This window comes from Streptomyces sp. NPDC044064 (assembly GCF_056434245.1).
On the sequence record NZ_JBWKFN010000016.1, the window covers coordinates 220834 to 237848 of the forward strand.

11 protein-coding genes are annotated in these 17015 nt (G+C 71.2%); 3 read left to right on the forward strand and 8 right to left on the reverse strand.

What is annotated here, in order from left to right; translation table 11 throughout:
* The 8 genes from AC07DS_RS26085 to AC07DS_RS26120 are packed head-to-tail and all read right to left on the reverse strand — an operon-like array spanning window position 1 to window position 11514.
* On the reverse strand, window positions 1-843 hold the full coding sequence (locus AC07DS_RS26085) for a hypothetical protein (protein ID WP_479148976.1): 843 nt from the start codon (window positions 841-843) through the stop codon (window positions 1-3).
* Window positions 843-2516 carry a PHP domain-containing protein gene (locus AC07DS_RS26090; protein WP_479148977.1) on the reverse strand — a complete coding sequence of 558 codons (1674 nt, stop codon included), beginning with the start codon at window positions 2514-2516 and terminating at the stop codon, window positions 843-845. Before AC07DS_RS26090 ends, AC07DS_RS26085 begins: the two co-directional genes overlap by 1 nt.
* Window positions 2517-2542: 26 nt before the next feature.
* A complete protein-coding gene (locus tag AC07DS_RS26095; protein ID WP_479148979.1) occupies window positions 2543-4375 on the reverse strand; it encodes a LamG-like jellyroll fold domain-containing protein in 1833 nt (610 codons plus the stop codon).
* Window positions 4376-4419: 44 nt separating this feature from the next.
* Window positions 4420-7344: a glycoside hydrolase family 2 TIM barrel-domain containing protein gene (locus AC07DS_RS26100; RefSeq protein ID WP_479148981.1), complete on the reverse strand. Its 2925-nt coding sequence runs from the start codon at window positions 7342-7344 to the stop codon at window positions 4420-4422.
* Window positions 7344-8180: a carbohydrate ABC transporter permease gene (locus AC07DS_RS26105; protein WP_479148983.1), complete on the reverse strand. Its 837-nt coding sequence runs from the start codon at window positions 8178-8180 to the stop codon at window positions 7344-7346. The genes AC07DS_RS26100 and AC07DS_RS26105 overlap by 1 nt, the downstream gene beginning before the upstream one ends.
* 14 nt (window positions 8181-8194) lie before the next feature.
* Window positions 8195-9151: a carbohydrate ABC transporter permease gene (locus AC07DS_RS26110; RefSeq protein ID WP_479148985.1), complete on the reverse strand. Its 957-nt coding sequence runs from the start codon at window positions 9149-9151 to the stop codon at window positions 8195-8197.
* Window positions 9151-10437 (reverse strand): ABC transporter substrate-binding protein, encoded by a 1287-nt coding sequence (locus AC07DS_RS26115; protein WP_479148987.1) that lies wholly within the window; start codon window positions 10435-10437, stop codon window positions 9151-9153. Before AC07DS_RS26115 ends, AC07DS_RS26110 begins: the two co-directional genes overlap by 1 nt.
* Window positions 10438-10488: 51 nt before the next feature.
* Complete coding sequence (locus AC07DS_RS26120; protein WP_479148988.1) at window positions 10489-11514, reverse strand: carbohydrate kinase family protein; 1026 nt, start codon at window positions 11512-11514, stop codon at window positions 10489-10491.
* Window positions 11515-11655: 141 nt separating this feature from the next.
* On the opposite strand from AC07DS_RS26120, the gene AC07DS_RS26125 reads away from it, so the two are divergent.
* From AC07DS_RS26125 to AC07DS_RS26135, 3 genes are read left to right on the forward strand one after another with little or no spacing between them, the layout of a single operon-like run.
* The gene (locus AC07DS_RS26125) at window positions 11656-12420 is read left to right on the forward strand and encodes a DeoR/GlpR family DNA-binding transcription regulator (RefSeq protein ID WP_479149010.1); all 765 of its coding nucleotides are present in this window, start codon (window positions 11656-11658) and stop codon (window positions 12418-12420) included.
* Complete coding sequence (locus AC07DS_RS26130) at window positions 12417-13754, forward strand: 6-phospho-beta-glucosidase (RefSeq protein WP_479148989.1); 1338 nt, start codon at window positions 12417-12419, stop codon at window positions 13752-13754. The genes AC07DS_RS26125 and AC07DS_RS26130 overlap by 4 nt, the downstream gene beginning before the upstream one ends.
* Before the next feature lie 32 nt (window positions 13755-13786).
* Complete coding sequence (locus AC07DS_RS26135; RefSeq protein WP_479148991.1) at window positions 13787-16840, forward strand: alpha-mannosidase; 3054 nt, start codon at window positions 13787-13789, stop codon at window positions 16838-16840.
* Window positions 16841-17015: the final 175 nt, after the last annotated feature.

The window sequence follows — 17015 nt, forward strand, 5'->3', positions numbered from 1 at the left end:
CTACTGCTGCCGGTACGCGTACACGGTCGTCGCGATCGCGCACACGCCCGGCGGGATCACCTCGGCCCGCAGCGTGCCGCTGCCCGGGTCGTAGTCGACGCCCTCCGCCTCGAACGTGCCGGTGCACACGCTCTTCTGCTCCAGCCCGAAGAGACTGGTCACCGTGCCGGTGACCGGCTTGCCGTCCAGCGGGTGCGGCAGGTCGACCCGGAGCAGCGGCCTGCTCTGCGGGAAGAGCGTGCCGGAGGCGTCGTCCGAGGCGCACGCGAGCCGGGTGGCGGTGACGAAGTCACAGCCCTGGATGTCCCGTACCGGCTTGTCCAGGCTGATCTGCCCGGCCTGCGCCAGCGAGCCGCCGGTGGCCGGCGTGGCCGGGTTGAGCAGGGGCGCCGGGAACACCTGGAGCCGGTTCTGGTCGCCCCACTCGCCCGACACCAGCCACTGGCCGTCGGGCGAGACGGTGGCGAAGGAGTTGTTCACCTTCTCGCCGGGATCCAGCCGGTGCACATAGTCGTACCGCCTCCCGGAGGGCGTGGTGACCGCGTACATCTTCGACGTGGCCGTGTCGGCGCCCTGGTAGGCGTCGAAGACGTAGCCGCGCGCGATGTCCGGGTCGCCCACGTGGTTCCAGCCCTTGATCCGCAGGTCCAGCGGGATGTCCAGCAGACCGCGGTGCAGCAGTGAACCGTCCGCCCGGCTCGCGAGCCCCTGACCGCCGCCGAGGGTGTCGGTGTACGACGTCCCGGTGTGCGTCCACTGGGGGCCCTCGGCGGCGGAGGCGCTCGGGGCGCCGAGGGCCAGCGTGCCCAATAAGGCGGTGAGGGTGAGGAGATGGCGTCTCATCAGACTCCTGCCACGTCGACGAAGATGGGGTTGGAATAGAACCACGTATCGGCCCACGGGTCACCGTTTCCGGGCTCGTGGGTGATCGGCCCGTGCGGGTCGATCGCCGCGCCGAGGTATCCCGCGCCGTGCCGGTTGCCGTCGCTGCCGCGCAGGCGCACGTAGAAGGACTCGTCGCCCGCGGTCAGCGGGATGCGCAGGGTGTACGTGCCGTTGCGACCGCTGACGTCCTTGCTCCGGACGACCTTGGTGTCGGGCGCCTGCCAGCTGTCGCGGTCGGCGAGGGGGCCGCGCACCGCGCCCCGGATCACGTCCACGTGCGCCAACTCGGGCAGGATGCCCTGCGGGTTGGCCCGGGAGGCGGTGGTCACCGTCACATACAGCGTGATCTTCTCACCCCTGCGGACGCGCAGCCGTCCGCCCAGCGTGACGCCCCGCCCGAAGTCGCAGTCCCGCTTCAGCCGCACGTCGAGCCCGTCGAGCAGCTGCCCGTGGTCCAGCCAGACGCGGCCCGCGCGCAGGCCCGCCATCACGGCACGGTAGCCGTAGCGGGTCACACCGACATGGGTGCGGCTGAACTCTCCCGGCCAGAAGTCGCTGCCGGGCTGCGGAGTGTCCGTGTCGACGGGGTCGGGCAGCCTGCCGGTGTTGTCGAAGTTCTGGCCGGGCTGCCAGTCGCCGTTCTTCCAGGTGTCGAAGACGGTCCGGTGGTTGTCGGAGTTGGTGGTGATCGAGAACAGCCGGCCCTCGGCCAGCATCGAGTCCCACAGGCCGCCGACCGTCGCGGTCGCCCAGTCGAAGCCGCCGTACGTGAGGTAGGCGTCCGCCGGGTAGCCGGCGAAGGAGTTGGCGGACGGCTTGTTCTCGTACTCGCCGCGGATCGACGTCGAGCCGCGCCGGCCGGGGATGGCAGCGCCCTGGGCGCCGGGCGCGCCCTCCATGCCGATCATGATCTCGGGGGCCGCGTCCCGCCAGTTGCGCATCTCGTGCGGGGAGTCGATGCCGAGGCGCAGCGGGTGGTTGGCGAGGACCAGGACGTCGTCGACGTAGCCGGTGCGGCGCTGCTCGGCCAGCCACTGGATGGCCTTGACGGCATGGGCCTCGTTGCGGGCGGTGTCGGCGCTGCCCGGGGCGCCGTCGGTGTAGCCGAGCAGCTTGCCGTCGTAGGCCAGCTCGAACCGGGTGAGCAGGTCGGCCTCGTGGGGGCCGGGGGCGGCGAAGACCGTGCAGTGCTCCGCGGCCGGGATGTACCACTCCAGTCCCTGGAAGATCAGCTGACGCGGGTTCTCGGCGCGGGCCTTGAGGATCTCCTGGTGTTCCAGCGCGGCGCCGTAGCGGGCGTGCCCGAAGTTGGCGTGCTCGTTGAACACCATCCAGTCCAGGCCGTACCGGGCGGCGGCCTGGGCCTGCTGCGAGAACGTGTACTTGGCGTCGTGGCTGTAGACGGAATGGACGTGGTGGTCGCCCACGAGGTAGGCGAGGTGCGGGTCGTCGCCGCCGAAGCCCTCCCTGCGGGAGGCGGCGAAGGCGGGCGTCGCGGCCGGGCCGAGGGCGAACGCGGCGCCGAACAGGCCGGCACGGCGCAGGAGTCCGCGTCTCGACACGCCCTGCGCGTCGAGGGATGCGGCGGACACGGACGGGTCGGCCCAGGCGGGCAGCTGCTGCTCGGTCATGATCGTCAAGGTCCTCCGCGAAGTCGTCAGTGGGTCATGAAGGAGGTGACGGGCAGCGCCCGTTCGACGATGCGGACATCGCCGAGGCGGCCATGCAGGATCTGGTCGATCCGGTCGGCGTACTCGTAGCCGCCGAGCAGCCAGGGCAGCCCGGCCGAGGCGATGCCGACGGCGGCGGCGTGCGGGTTGCGGGCCACGGGGCAGCCCTGGACGTACATCGTCGTGTGCCGTCCGTCGTTGACCACGGCCAGGTGCCACCACTTCTCGCGGGCGGTCTCGTCCCCCCAGTTGGTGGCGAGCTGCTGCTGGTTGAGCGGATGGACCGCCCACTGCGGGCCCGGCCCGTCGGAGATCGACAGCGTGGCGAGCGGCTCGTCGGGATCGTCCGTGACCGGACCGGCGGAGCCGTTGCGGCCGGTGCGGCTGACCAGGCCCGACCAGGCGTTGTGCCCGGGGTCCCAGTCCGCGGGCAGGCGGTAGAACACCTCGATCGTGTAACCGTTCCTGAAGGTGGCCGAGTTGAGCGGGGCGCCGTCGACCGTGCGCAGGTAGGCGCCCTTCAGCGGGGACTTGTACCCCTGGAACTCCAGGCTGCCGTGGCCGGGCTGGTCGGGGTGGTGGTCGGCGGACCAGCCGAGCGAGCCGCCGCCCACCGGGACCACGGTGAGGTCGTTGCCGCGGCCGGACAGGTCACGGACGGTTCCGGAGACAGGCGACTCGAAGTGCCAGTAGGCGAGCGTGCCCCGAATCAGCATCTCCGAGGCGGGCCGGGCCCGGCGGACCGGCACCGGGTCGAAGCCGGCGAACCGCTCGGCGAAGTCGATCTCGACCGAGAAGCGGTCCGCGTCGCCGCTCAGCTCGATCTCCTGCCGCTCCAGCTCGTTGAGTCCCTTTGCCGCCCGGCCCAGGATCCACGGGGAGACCGTCTCCACGTCGATCACGCCGCGGTCCAGGTCGAAGCGGTAGAGACGGATCATCGCGGCGCCGCCGAAGTAGCGGTTCTGGTAGTTCGTCAGATGCAGGTGCACCTCGTTGCCGGCCGCGTTCTTCCGGATCGCGCGGCCCGCGGGCCAGTAGTGGCCGTTCAGGGTCAGGAAGATCTGGTCGTGGTCCTCGATCAGCCGGTCCCACAGCTGCTGCCCGTAGCCCGACAGGGTGTCGTCCTCGGCGACCAGCTCGTGCGTGGTGAGGACGACCGGCGTCTTCGGGTGCCGGGCGAGGACCTCCTTCGCCCAGGCGTACCCCGCCGCCGACAGCCGCCAGTCCAGCGCCAGCACCATCCACTCCCGGCCGCCGGCCCGGAAGAGGTGGTAGGTGTTGTAGCCGTCGGGCGAGGCCCCGCCGAACGTCTCCGTGTCCTGGAAGCGCTGCGGCCCGAAGGCATCCAGGTACGGCGTCGCACCGCGCTGGTCGTCCGTCGAGGACCGGACGTCGTGGTTGCCGGCGAGGACGCTGTAGCCGACGCCCCGCCGGTCGAGGATCCCGAACGCCTCCCCGATCGCGGCGAATTCGTCCTCGGCGCCGTTCTGGGTGAGGTCGCCGAGGTGGGACAGGAAGACGATGTTCTCGTCCCGGCCGTGCTCCAGCAGATAGCGCAGGGAGGCCTCGACGGGCGCGGGGTTGATGCTCGGTCCGTCGAACAGGTACTGCGTGTCCGGCATCACCGCGAGCGTGAAGCGGCGGCTCTCCGGGTCGGGCCGCCGGTGGGAGGCCGGCCGGGGCGCCGCCTCGGCGGCGGCCGGCAGGGCGAGCCCGGCCGTGGCGGCGGCGCCGAGCAGCGCCGTGGCCCGGAGGAAGCCGCGTCGTCCGGCTCCGGCCTGCGCGGCCTCGTCCTGGGGGTGGTCATGCGAAGTACACACGTGTGCTCCGTGAGAGGTGACGGGGGAGAGGAGGCGTGGGGGAGTCAGAGAACGCGCAGGGTCCAGCTCCAGCGGTGGACCCCGGCGGGAACGAGGTAGGGGGCGGTGGTGTCGGGGCCGCAGGACGCGGTGCCGAGGCCCCGGTGCGCGGCGTCGAGGTGCACCACGCAGCCCGGGCGCGGCATCAGTTCGTCATGGTGGGCGGCGGACGTCAGATCCTCGGCGCGATAGCGCGTCACGGACACCTGCCGCGGCTCGTCCAGCTCGACCCCGAGTCCGGTGGCGTCCGCAGCCGACAGCGTGAACCGCCGCACCCCGTGCCGGCCGCCGCTCTCCTGCGGGCGCAGATACGGCGTGAACAACTCGTTCACCGGCAGCGCGTGATGGCCCACCGGTGCGCCCGCCGAGCGGTCCGGGTACGACTCCCAGGGACCCTGGCCGAACCACTCCAGCAGATCCAGCCCCGGCACCGTCTCGAACACCGAGCCGACCCGGGCCACATCGTCGAACTCGGCGGGCAGTTCCGCCGATTCGGCCACTCGGATGCCACCCTCGACCGGCGTGAACTCCTGCCGGTGCCGTACGACACCGGCCGTCCCCGCGTACTCGGCGAGCACCGTCACCGTCCCGCCCGCGCGGCGCACCGAGACGACCTTGCGGACCAGCGCGTCCAGACCCCAGGTGCGCCAGCGGCGGGCGGCGCCGCCCAGCTCGTCGTTGTCGGTGGGCGCCCGCCACAGGGACAGCACCGGCGCGGCCGTCAGCATGGGATGCGTCAGCAGCCCGTCGTCGTCCACCGCCACCGGCGGCCCGGCCACGGCCGGCCGCGACTGCGGTACGGCGGCCGCCCGCAGCCGTACCTGCGGTGCGCACACCTCCGTGCCGCGCGGCGCCCACGGCTCGTCCTCGGCCGTCGTCACCCGCAGGGTCAGCCACGCCTCGCCGCCGTCCCGGGGCAGCGCGAAGGGCAGCGGCACGGCAGCCGTCTCGCCCGGCCGGAGGTCGGGCAGCCGGGCCGGGGCGGTCAGGACGCGGCCGTCGGCCAGCGACAGTTCCCAGGTGGCCGCAAGCCAGTTCAGGCCGCGGAAGTGCTGATGGTTGGCGAGGACGATCCCCTCGTGCCGGTAGCACCGGATGCGGACCGGGGCCGCCAGCTCACGGTGCTCGTACATCACCGGCTTGGGCGTGCGGTCCGGGAAGACGACCCCGTCGGCGATGAAGGCACCGTCGTGGCGGGTCTCGCCGAAGTCGCCGCCGTACGCCCAGCGATGGCCGGGCGCCGCGACACCGTTGTCATGGAGCCCGGCGCCCGTGCGCCCGGCCGGTCTTCCGTCGCTCACGCGCTGCAGAATTCCGTGGTCCCAGAACTCCCAGATGAAGCCGCCCTGAAGACCCGGCGTTGACTCGATGGCCGCCCAGTGGTCCGCGAGCGTGCCGTTGCTGTTGCCCATCGCGTGCGAGTACTCGCACTGGATCAGCGGCTTGGTCTGCTCCCCGGACAGGGCGTGTGCGACACAGTCCTCGATCGGCGCGTACATCGGGCAGGCGATGTCGGAGGCCACGTCCGGATCCGCCCAGCCGCGCTTGGCGGCGCCCTCGTACTGCAGGGGCCGGGTCGGGTCGTGCCGCCGCACCCAGCCGGCCGCCGCGTCGTGGTTCGCGCCGTAGTCGGACTCGTTGCCCAGGGACCAGATGATGACCGACGGGTGGTTCTTGTCTCGCAGCACCATCCGCGAGACCCGGTCCACGAAGGCGTTCAGATAGCGCGGATCGTCGGCGATCTCGTGCGCGTGGTCGTGCGACTCGACGTCGGCCTCGTCGACGAGGTAGAGGCCCAGCTCGTCCGCGAGGTCGTACAGGGCCGGGTCGTTCGGGTAGTGCGAGGTGCGGACCGCGTTGAAGCCGAACCGCTTGAGCAGCACGAGATCCGCGCGCATGTCGTCGTACGACACCGTCCGCCCGGTCAGCGGGTGGAAGTCGTGCCGGTTCACGCCCCGGACGAACACGCGCTCGCCGTTGACCAGCAGGTCCCGCCCGACGACCTCGACGTCCCGGAAGCCGACGCGGTGGCGGGAGACGTCGGCGACCGTGCCGTCGGCGCGGTGCAGCCGGACGGTGAGGCCGTACAGCTCGGGGGTCTCGGCGGTCCAGGTGCGGACCTCGGGGACGACGGCACTGATGCGCGCCTCGCCCAGGAAGTCGGAGATCCGCTCGTCCTCGGCGTTGGCCCGGTCGAACTCCGCGTCCTGGGGGAGCGGCTGCCCGTCCAGCTCCGCGCCGACGAACCACCCTTCGGGCAGCGCGGCACCGCCTGCGTCCCGTACCCGGCAGTCCACCCGCAGTGCGCCGTCGAACCTCGCCCGGACGGTCACATCCGCGAGGTGCAGCGGATCCGTCGCGTACAGCAGCACCGACCGGGTGATCCCGCCGTGCCACCACTGGTCCTGGTCCTCGATGTGCGAGGCGTCCGACCACTTCACCACGGTCAGCCGTACGACGGACGGCTCCCCGGCGCGTACGACACCCGACAGGTCGAACTCGGCGGCCAGGTGGGAGTCCTTCGAGATGCCGACCGGATGCCCGTCCACATGCACCAGCAGCACGCTCTCGGCGGCGCCGACCTGGAGGACGACACGACGGCCCGACCAGTCGGCCGGGATGTCCACCGCCCGCTCGTGGACGCCGGTCGGATTGTCCGCGGGCGACCCTGGCGGGAATTCCGCGTACGGCATGAGGACGTTCGTGTACTGCGGAAGGTCGTCCGTGTCCTGCATGGTCCAGACGCCCGGCACGTACGCCGTCGACCACGTACCCCGCACCGCAGCCTCCGGCGCCGGCATCAACTGGAAGCGCCACTCACCGTCCAGGGACACCGCGTCCCGTCGACGGCCGACCGCGTGCATCGGCAGCCGCCCCCAGGAGGTCACCTCGGGCGCCTCCCAGGGACGCAGCCCCAGCAGCGGGTCCATCAGCGGATGGCCCCCTTGCCCAGGTCCCCGATGATCTGCCGGGCGCCGGCCGCGAAGACGATCAGCAGGGGGACGAGGGCCAGCAGCGCGCCCGTCATCACCATGCCGTAGTCCGTCGTGCCGTGGGTGCCGTTGAGCTGGGAGAGGGCCACCTGGAGTGTGACGTTGCCGGGGTCGGTGAGGGCGATCAGCGGCCAGGCGTAGTCGTTCCACTGGCCCATGAAGGTGAAGATGCCGAGGAAGGCCAGCCCGGGCCGGACCACCGGAAGGGCCACGTGCCAGTACTGGCGCAGGAAGTTCGCGCCGTCGATGCGGGAGGCGTCCAGCAGCTCGTCGTGGATGGCGCCGCGCATGTACTGCCGCATCCAGAAGATGCCGAACGCGTTGGCGGCCGCGGGGACGATCAGCGAGGTCATCGAGCCGATCCAGCCGAGCTTCGCCATGATCACGAACTGCGGGATGGCGGAGAGCTGCGCCGGCACCATGAAGATGAGCATCAGCAGCCCGAACAGCAGCCGCCGGCCCGGGAACTCGAACTTGGCGAACACGAACGCGGCGAGCGAGTCGAAGAAGAGCACCAGCGCGGTCACCGAACCCGCGACCAGCAGTGAGTTCAGCATCGAGCCGAAGAAGTCGACGCTGTCGAAGAGGTGGCGGACGTTCTGCAGGAAGTGCGAGCCGGGCAGCAGCTTCGGCGGGTAGGAGAAGATCTCGCTCGACGTGTGCGTCGACATGATCACGGCCCAGTAGAACGGGAAGGCCGACAGGAGCAGTCCGAGGACAAGGACGGCGTGCAGCGCGATCCCTCTGCCGCGGGTTCCCTTGATGGTTGCCATGGTGACCGGCCCGCCTATTCTTCGCCCCGGCGCCGCAGCAGGCGCCAGTTGACGATCGAGAAGAGGACGACGACGAGGAAGATCCCCCAGGCCACGGCGGCGCCGTAGCCGAAGTCGTTGTTGTCGAAGGTCTGCTGGAAGAAGTAGAGGACCATGGTCCGGCCGGCGTGGCCCGGGCCGCCGGAGAACGTCGAGTCGTTGGCCGTGGTCTGCAGCAGCACCTGCGGTTCGGAGAAGCTCTGCAACCCGGTGACCGTCGAGACGACCAGCACGAACAGCAGCACCGGCCGCATCATCGGCAGCGTGATCCGGAAGAAGGTCTGCACGGGACCGGCACCGTCCATCCGGGCCGCCTCGTACAGCTCGCCGGGGATCGTCTGCAGTCCCGCGAGGAAGATGATCGCGTTGTAGCCGGTCCACTGCCAGGTCATCAGGGTGGCGATGGCGACCTTGATGCCCCACGGTGTGTTCAGCCACGCCACCTGGTCCAGGCCGACCGCCTGCAACAGGGCGTTCACCAGGCCGAAGTTGGTGGAGAACACCGAGCCGAAGATGATCGCGACGGCGACGACCGAGGTGACGTTCGGCAGGAAGTAGGCGAACCGGTAGGCGTTCCTGAAGCGGACCGCCGAGTTGAGCAGCACGGCCGTCACCATCGCCAGGAAGATCATCGGGAAGGTGGCCAGCGCCCAGATGAGCACGGTGTTCCCGACCGAGCTCCAGAAGTCGCTGTCGCCCAGCAGGTACCGGTACTGGGACAGGCCCGCCCACTCCATGGAGCCGAGGCCGTCCCAGCGGTGGAAGGAGACGTAGAGCGAGAAGCCGACCGGGATCAGGCCGAAGCCGAGGAAGAGGAGGTAGAACGGGGAGATCGCGGCATACAGGTGCCAGTACCCCCGCAGCCTCATGCGGGGTTGCGGTGCGGCCGTCCGCTCCACGGTGACCCGGGGTTCGTCCAGTGCGGTGGTCATCAGTGGCTCACCCCCAGGTGCCGCGCGATCCGCCGGCACTTGCTCATGGCGTCGCTCCAGGCCTTCTTCGGGTCCTTGCCGAGGACGCCGACGTTCTTGATCTCGTCCTTGAGGGGCTGCCCGAGCGCGACGTCGTACGGGCTGTTGTGGGCGACCGCGATCCGCTGGGCGGCGGGTCCGAAGACGTCCATGGTCACCTGGCCGCCGAAGAAGGGGTCGGGATCGCGCAGTTGCCCGAGTCCGTAGGAGGCGGGCGTGGAGGGGAACAGACCCGCGTCGACGAAGCCCTGGGCCTGGTTGGCCGCGTTCAGGATCCACGTGATGATCCGGAAGGCCTGCTCGGGCTCGCGGCACGCCCTGGTGACGGAGAGGAACGAGCCGCCGCTGTTGGAGGGGCGCACCGGCATCTGGGCCACCCGCCAGCGGCCCTTGGTCCTCGGGACACCGCTCTTGAGGTCGTTGGTCGCCCAGGAGGCGTTGAGCTGGCTCGGCAGTCTGCCGTCCTGGATGGCGGAGAGCTGGTCCGGGGTGCCGTTGACGAGGTTCGAGACGATCCTGCGCTGCTTCGCCTCCACCGCCAGCGCCCAGGCCTTGCGGACATGGTCCTGGTCGCCGATGAAGTGGCGGTCCTTGTCCACGTAGCGCCTGCTGCCCTGCTGCACCACGTTCTCGAAGACGGCGTTGACGTCGGTGAGCAGATACGTACCCGGGATCCGCCTGCGCAGCTGCTCGCCCGCCGCGAAGAACCTGTCCCAGGTGTTCAACTCCCCGGAGACGTCCTCGGGTTCGTACGGCAGCCCGGCCTTCCGGAAGACCCCGTACTGGTAGTAGTGCGCGACCGGGCCGCAGTCGATCGGGAAGCCGATCATCGTGCCGTCGTCGGCCAGGCCCTGGTCCCACTTCCAGGACAGGTACCGGTCGCGGTACTTCTCGGCGCCGAGGGTGCGCAGGTCGACGAACTGGTCGGCATCGGGCAGATAGGACGCCATGTCCTCGCCCTTGAGTCCCGCGATGTCGGGGATGTGGGCGCGGCCGGCCATCGTGGTGATCAGCTTGGACCGGTAGTAGCCGCCGATCTTGACGGGGCGGAGGTCGACGGAGCCGGCGTAGCGTGCCTCGGCCCTCTTCAGGACCGTGTCGCCGAGGCCGCCGTCCCAGTACCACAGGACCATGTTCCGGCCGGTGGAGCCGGTCGGAACGGCACAGCCGGACGCCAGGCCGCCGAGCGCCGTGGCGGCCGCGGGGGCCAGGCCCGCGCGCAGCAGGCCTCTTCGTGAGAGCCGCACAGCTCCCACCGCCTTTCGGATCTGTTCGGGACTTCTAATGGGTGCGGGGGGTCAATACCGGTGCTGCGGTGCGGGGGGAGTGACCGGGGCGTGGCTCACGGGCGGGCCCGGGTCGGCGGGAAGGCGGTCGGCGAGGAAGCCGTACGTGCGCCTGAGTCCGGGGTCGGTCAGCGAGCGCCACCAGTGGTCGACGCCGTACCAGCCCGGTGCCGCCGGTGCCCCGCCGTGCCGCTGGACGGACAGGCCGGCGGCCAGGACGGCGAACCGCAGCCGTTCCTCCAGGGGCCAGCCCGCGAGCGTGGCGGCGACGAAGCCCGCGCCGAACACGTCACCGGCGCCCGTCGCGTCCACGACATCGATGTCAAGCGCCGGGACGTCCGCGTACTCGCCGGTGGTCTGGTCGACGGCGAGCGCCCCGTCGCCGCCGCGCGTCACGACCGCCACCGGGACCAGTTCGGCGAGCGTGCCGAGCGCGGCGACGGCGGTGTCGGTACGGGTGTAGGCCATCGCCTCGGCCTCGTTGGGGAGGAAGGCGTGGCACAGGGAGAGCTGGTCGAGGAGGTCACGGGACCACTGCCGGGTGGGGTCCCAGCCGACGTCGGCGTAGATGCGGGTGCCGTTCGCGGCGGCCTTTGCGAGCCATGCGCGGGGCTCCGCCTCGAGGTGCACGAGCGCGGTGCGTGCCTCGGGCGGGTCGCCCATCAGCACGTCCTGCGAGTAGGGCGGCTCGCTGCCGTGGGTGACCAGGGCCCGGTCGGCACCGTACGCCAGGGAGACGGTGACCGGAGTCGCCCAGCCGTCCGCCGTGCGGGAGAGGGAGAGGCCGACGCCCTCCTGGGCGCCGAGGATCTCCTGGCAATGGGTGCCGTAGAAGTCGTCTCCGAAGACGGTGGCGAGCGAGGTGCCGAGGCCGAACCGGGCGGCGGCCACCGCGAGGTTGGCTATGCCGCCCGGACCGCAGCCCATGCCCGACGTCCAGATCTCCTCGCCCGGCGTCGGCGGTCCGTCCAGACCCGTGAGGACGAGGTCGTAGAAGAGCAGCCCGGTCAGCAGCACATCGGGCCGGTCGTCATCCACGGTGACGTCCTCTCGTCGGAACTGCTCGTCAGAACTGTTCAATTTCGATCCACGGAATCGTGCGCTGCCGCGGGACATTGGTCAATACCCGAGCAGAAGTGAGCATGGATTTGATTGAAGATGACGAGTAGTGTTCATGCCGTGCTGGCGGAACGACGACACCAACTCATCCTGCGGGCCCTGCGCTCCGGCGGCCCCGCGGCCGTGACCGACCTCTCCGAACAGCTTGGCGTCAGCCCGGCCACGATCAGGCGCGACCTGGTCAAACTGGAGGAGGACGGCCTGCTCACCCGGGTCCACGGCGGCGCCGTCGCGGAGGAGGGCGACCAGCCCTTCGCCGAGGTCGCCGAGATGCGCGTGGCCGAGAAGGACGCCATAGCGGCGCGTGCGGCTGCGATGGTGGAGGACGGTCAGTCGGTGCTGCTCGACATCGGTACCACCGCCTACCGGCTCGCCCGCCAGCTGCACGGCCGCAGACTCACCGTGATCACCAGCAACCTGGTGGTCTACGAGGAGCTGGCCGACGACGAGGGCATCGAACTGGTGCTGCTCGGCGGCATGGTCCGCCGTGAGTACCGCTCCCTGGTCGGCTTCCTCACCGAGGACAACCTGCGCCAACTGCACGCCGACTGGCTCTTCCTCGGCACCAGCGGAGTGCGCCCCGGCGGGCAGGTGATGGACACGACGGTCGTCGAGGTGCCGGTCAAGCGCGCCATGATCAAGGCGGGTGACCGGGTGGTGCTGCTGGCCGACGCGGCGAAGTTCCCGGGCACGGGGATGGCGAAGGTCTGCGGTCCCGAGGACCTGGACGTGGTGGTGACGAACGCGCCGGTCGACCCGGTGACCCGCTCCGCACTGCAGGAGGCGGGCGTCGAAGTGGTCCTGGCGGGAAGGGTGCAGACGTGAAGCTGACGATTCTGGGCGGCGGCGGATTCCGGGTGCCGCTCGTGTACGGGGCGCTGCTGACGGACCGTGCCGAGGGGCGGGTCACCGAGGTCGTCCTGCACGACCTGGACGACAGCCGGCTGTACGCGGTCGCCCGGGTTCTGGAGGAACAGGCGTCGGCCGTCGCCGACGCCCCCCGCGTGACCGCCACCACCGACCTCGACGAGGCCCTGCGCGGCGCCGACTTCGTCTTCTCCGCGATCCGTGTCGGCGGCCTGGAGGGCAGGGCGAACGACGAGCGGGTGGCCCTCGCGGAGGGCGTCCTCGGCCAGGAGACGGTCGGTGCCGGCGGGATCGCCTACGGTCTGCGGACGGTGCCGGTCGCTGTCGACATCGCGCGGCGGGTGGCCCGGCTGGCGCCCGACGCCTGGGTCATCAACTTCACCAACCCGGCGGGGCTGGTCACCGAGGCCATGTCCCGGCACCTCGGCGACCGGGTCATCGGTATCTGTGACTCGCCGGTCGGCCTCGGCCGCCGTATCGCCCGGGTCCTCGGCGCCGACCCGAACGAGGCGTGGATCGACTACGTCGGCCTCAACCACCTCGGCTGGGTACGCGGCCTGCGCATCGCGGGCCGCGACGAACTCCCGCGCCTGCTCGCCGATCCCGGCCTGCTCGGCTCCTTCGAGGAGGGCAAGCTCTTCGGCACCGACTGGCTGCGGTCCCTCGGCGCGATCCCCAACGAGTACCTGCACTACTACTACTTCAACCGTGAGGCCGTACGCGCCTACCAGCAGGCCGAGCAGACCCGCGGCGCCTTCCTGCGCGACCAGCAGGCGCGGTTCTACGAGGAGGCCCGGCGCGCGGACGTCTCCGCCCTCGACGCCTGGGACCGCACCCGCGCCGAACGCGAGGCGACCTACATGGCCGAGGCCCGGGAGACGGCCGGTGCCGGTGAACGCGACGCCGACGACCTCTCCGGCGGCTACGAGAAGGTGGCCCTCGCCCTGATGCGGGCCATCGCCCGGGACGAGCGCACCACCCTGATCCTCAACGTCCGCAACCAGGGCACTCTGTCGGTCCTCGACCCGGACGCCGTCATCGAGGTGCCGTGCCTGGTCGACGCCAACGGGGCCCACCCGGTCGCCGTCGATCCGCTGCCCGGCCACGCCGCCGGTCTGGTGTGCGCGGTCAAGGCGGTCGAGCGCGAGGTGCTCGCCGCCGCCGAGTCAGGTTCGCGCGCCATGGCCGTGAAGGCCTTCGCGCTGCACCCGCTGGTCGACTCCGTGAACGTGGCCCGCAGGCTGGTCGAGGGCTACACCCAGGTCCATCCGGGCCTGGCGTATCTTGAGTAAGCGCTTTCCCTCCCCGCTTCCTGGAGACCTCCATGCATGATGAACGCCGCCGGATCGAGGAGCGCGTGGAGCGGCTCCACCACCAGCGCATCAGGCCCGCGATCTACGCGGCCACCGTTCCCCTCGAAGTGGAGTCCTGGCAGGCACCGGGAGAGCCGGTCTCCTTCGAGGAGGCCGCGGCCGCGCCGTACGAGCCCTTCGCGACGGACACCCCGTGGGGACCGCCCTGGGGCACGACCTGGTTCCGGATGCGCGGCCGAGTGCCCGCCGAGTTCACGGGCCGGCGCGTCGAGGCCGTCATCGACCTCGGCTTCGTGGGCGACTGGCCGGGCAACCAGGCCGAGGCGCTGGTCCACCTGGCGAACGGCACGCCGCTGAAGGCCGTCAACCCGCTCAACCAGTACGTGCCGATCGCCGATCCGGCGGCGGGCGGTGAGGTGGTGGACTACCTGGTGGAGGCGGCCTCGAACCCGGACATCCTCGCCAATGACTTCGCGGGCCCGACCCCGCTCGGCGATGTCCTCACGGCGGGCGACCGTCCCCTGTACACCTTCCGTCGCGCCGACATCGCCGTACTCGACGAGCAGGTCTGGCACCTCGACCTCGACATCCAGGTGCTGAGCGAACTGATGCTGCAGCTGGGCGAACAGGACCCGCGCCGGCACGAGATCATGCACGCACTCGACCGGGCCATGGACCTCCTCGACCTGGATGACGTGCCCGGCTCGGCCGGCGCCGTGCGCGAGGCGCTGAGGCCGGCCCTGTCCAAACCCGCGAACGCGAGTGCGCACCTCATCTCCGGAGTCGGCCACGCCCACATCGACTCGGCCTGGCTGTGGCCGATCCGCGAGACCAGGCGCAAGACGTCCCGCACCTTCTCCAACGTGACCGCCCTGGCCGACGAGTACGAGGAGTTCGTCTTCGCCTGCTCGCAGGCCCAGCAGTACGAGTGGGTGCGCGACAACTACCCGCAGGTGTGGGCCCGCATCCAGGAGTCCGTCAAGAAGGGCCAGTGGGCGCCGGTCGGCGGCATGTGGGTGGAGGCCGACGGCAACCTGCCCGGCGGCGAGGCCCTCGCCCGCCAGCTCGTCCACGGCAAGCGCTTCTTCATGGAGCACTTCGGCGTGGAGACCAAGGGTGTGTGGCTGCCCGACTCCTTCGGCTACACCGCCGCCTACCCGCAGCTGGCCAGGCTCGCCGGCAACGACTGGTTCCTGACCCAGAAGATCTCCTGGAACCAGACCAACAAGTTCCCCCACAACACCTTCTGGTGGGAAGGCATCGACGGCACTCGCATCTTCACCCACTTCCCGCCCGTCGACACCTACAACGCACGCTTCAGCGGCGAGGAGATGGCCCGCGCGGTCCGCAACTACAGCGAGAAGGGCGGCGCCACGCGCTCCCTGGCCCCCTTCGGCTGGGGCGACGGCGGTGGCGGCCCCACCCGCGAGATCATGGAGCGGGCCCGGCGGCTGAGGGACCTGGAGGGTTCCCCGAAGGTCGAGATCGAACACCCCGACGCGTTCTTCGCGAAGGCCCGCGCCGAGTACCCGGACGCCCCGGTCTGGGTCGGCGAGCTGTACCTGGAGCTGCACCGCGCCACCTACACCTCCCAGGCCCGCACCAAGCAGGGCAACCGGCGCAGCGAACACCGGCTGCGCGAAGCCGAGTTGTGGGCGACCACGGCCGCGCTGCACGCTCCGGGCCACACCTACCCGTACGAGAAGCTCGACCGCCTCTGGAAGACGGTCCTGCTGCACCAGTTCCACGACATCCTGCCCGGCTCGTCCATCGCCTGGGTGCACCGCGAGGCGGAGGCCGAGTACGCCCGCGTGGCGGGGGAGCTGGAGGAGCTGACCGCCGAGGCGGTGGCCGCGCTCGGCCCCGGCGTGACTCGTGTGTTCAACACCAGCCCCTACGACCGTGCCGAGGTGGTCCGCACGCCCGGGGGTGTGCCGGCGTACGTGCGCGTGCCCGCGAACGGCAGCGCACCGCTCGCGGGTGCGGAGCCCCCGCGGCCGGTCACGGTCGGCGGACGCGTCCTCGACAACGGTCTGGTCCGGGTGGCGGTGGCGGAAGACGGAACTCTGTCGTCCGTGTACGACCTGCGGGCGGACCGCGAGGTCCTCGCCGAGCCGGGCAACCTCCTGCGCCTCCACACCGACCTGCCCAACTACTGGGACGCCTGGGACATCGACAAGCACTACAAGAACCGGTACACCGACCTCCTGGACGCCGACTCCGTCACCGTGGTCGAGGACGGCCCGCTCGTCGGCGCGATCCGTGTCACGCGCTCCTTCGGCAAGGGCTCGAAGATCACCCAGACCCTCACCGTGCGCGCGGGCAGCCCGCGGATCGACATCGAGACGGACATCGACTGGCACGAGACCGAGAAGATCCTCAAGGCCGCCTTCCCGGTGGACGTCCGCGCCCCGCACTCCTCGGCAGAGATCCAGTTCGGCCACGTCCAGCGTCCCACCCACACCAACACCAGCTGGGAGGCGGCCCGTTTCGAGGTCTCCGGCCACCGCTGGGTGCACATCGCCGAGCCCGGCTACGGCGTTGCGGTCCTCAACGACTCGACGTACGGCCACGACGTCTCCCGCACGGTCCGCGAGGACGGGGGTACGACCACCACGGTTCGCCTGAGCCTGGTGCGCGCCCCGCGCGTCCCGGACCCGGGCGCCGACCAGGGCCGGCACCGCTTCACCTACTCCCTGCTGCCCGGCGCGGACATCGCGGACGCGGTCGCCGAGGGCTACGCGCTCAACCTCCCGCTGCGGGTGGCGGACGCGGCGGGCGCGCCGGAGCCGGTCGTCTCGGTGGCCGGCGAGGGCGTGACCGTCGAGGCGGTCAAGCTCGCCGACGACCGCTCCGGTGACGTCGTCGTAAGGCTCTACGAGTCCCGGGGCGGGCGGGCGAGCGGTGTGCTGCGCACCGGATTCCCGCTCGCCGACGCCCACGTCACCGACCTGCTGGAACGGCCCCTGGAGGAAGCCGTTGTGCGGGACGACGGCGGGGTCCGTGTCGCCCTGCGGCCCTTCCAGATCCTGACCCTGCGGCTGCGGCGCACCGAGGTGGGCTGACCCATGGCCGTGCAACCCTGGCTGGAGCTCTACCGGGGAGCGGGCCGCTTCTGACGGCGGTGCACCCACTTCGGTCCCGGGACATGTGCATCGGGGGGGGGGGGGGGGGGGGGGGGGGGGGGGGGGGGGGAAAAACACCCCCCCCCCCCCCCCCCCCCCCCAGAGGGGGGGGGTT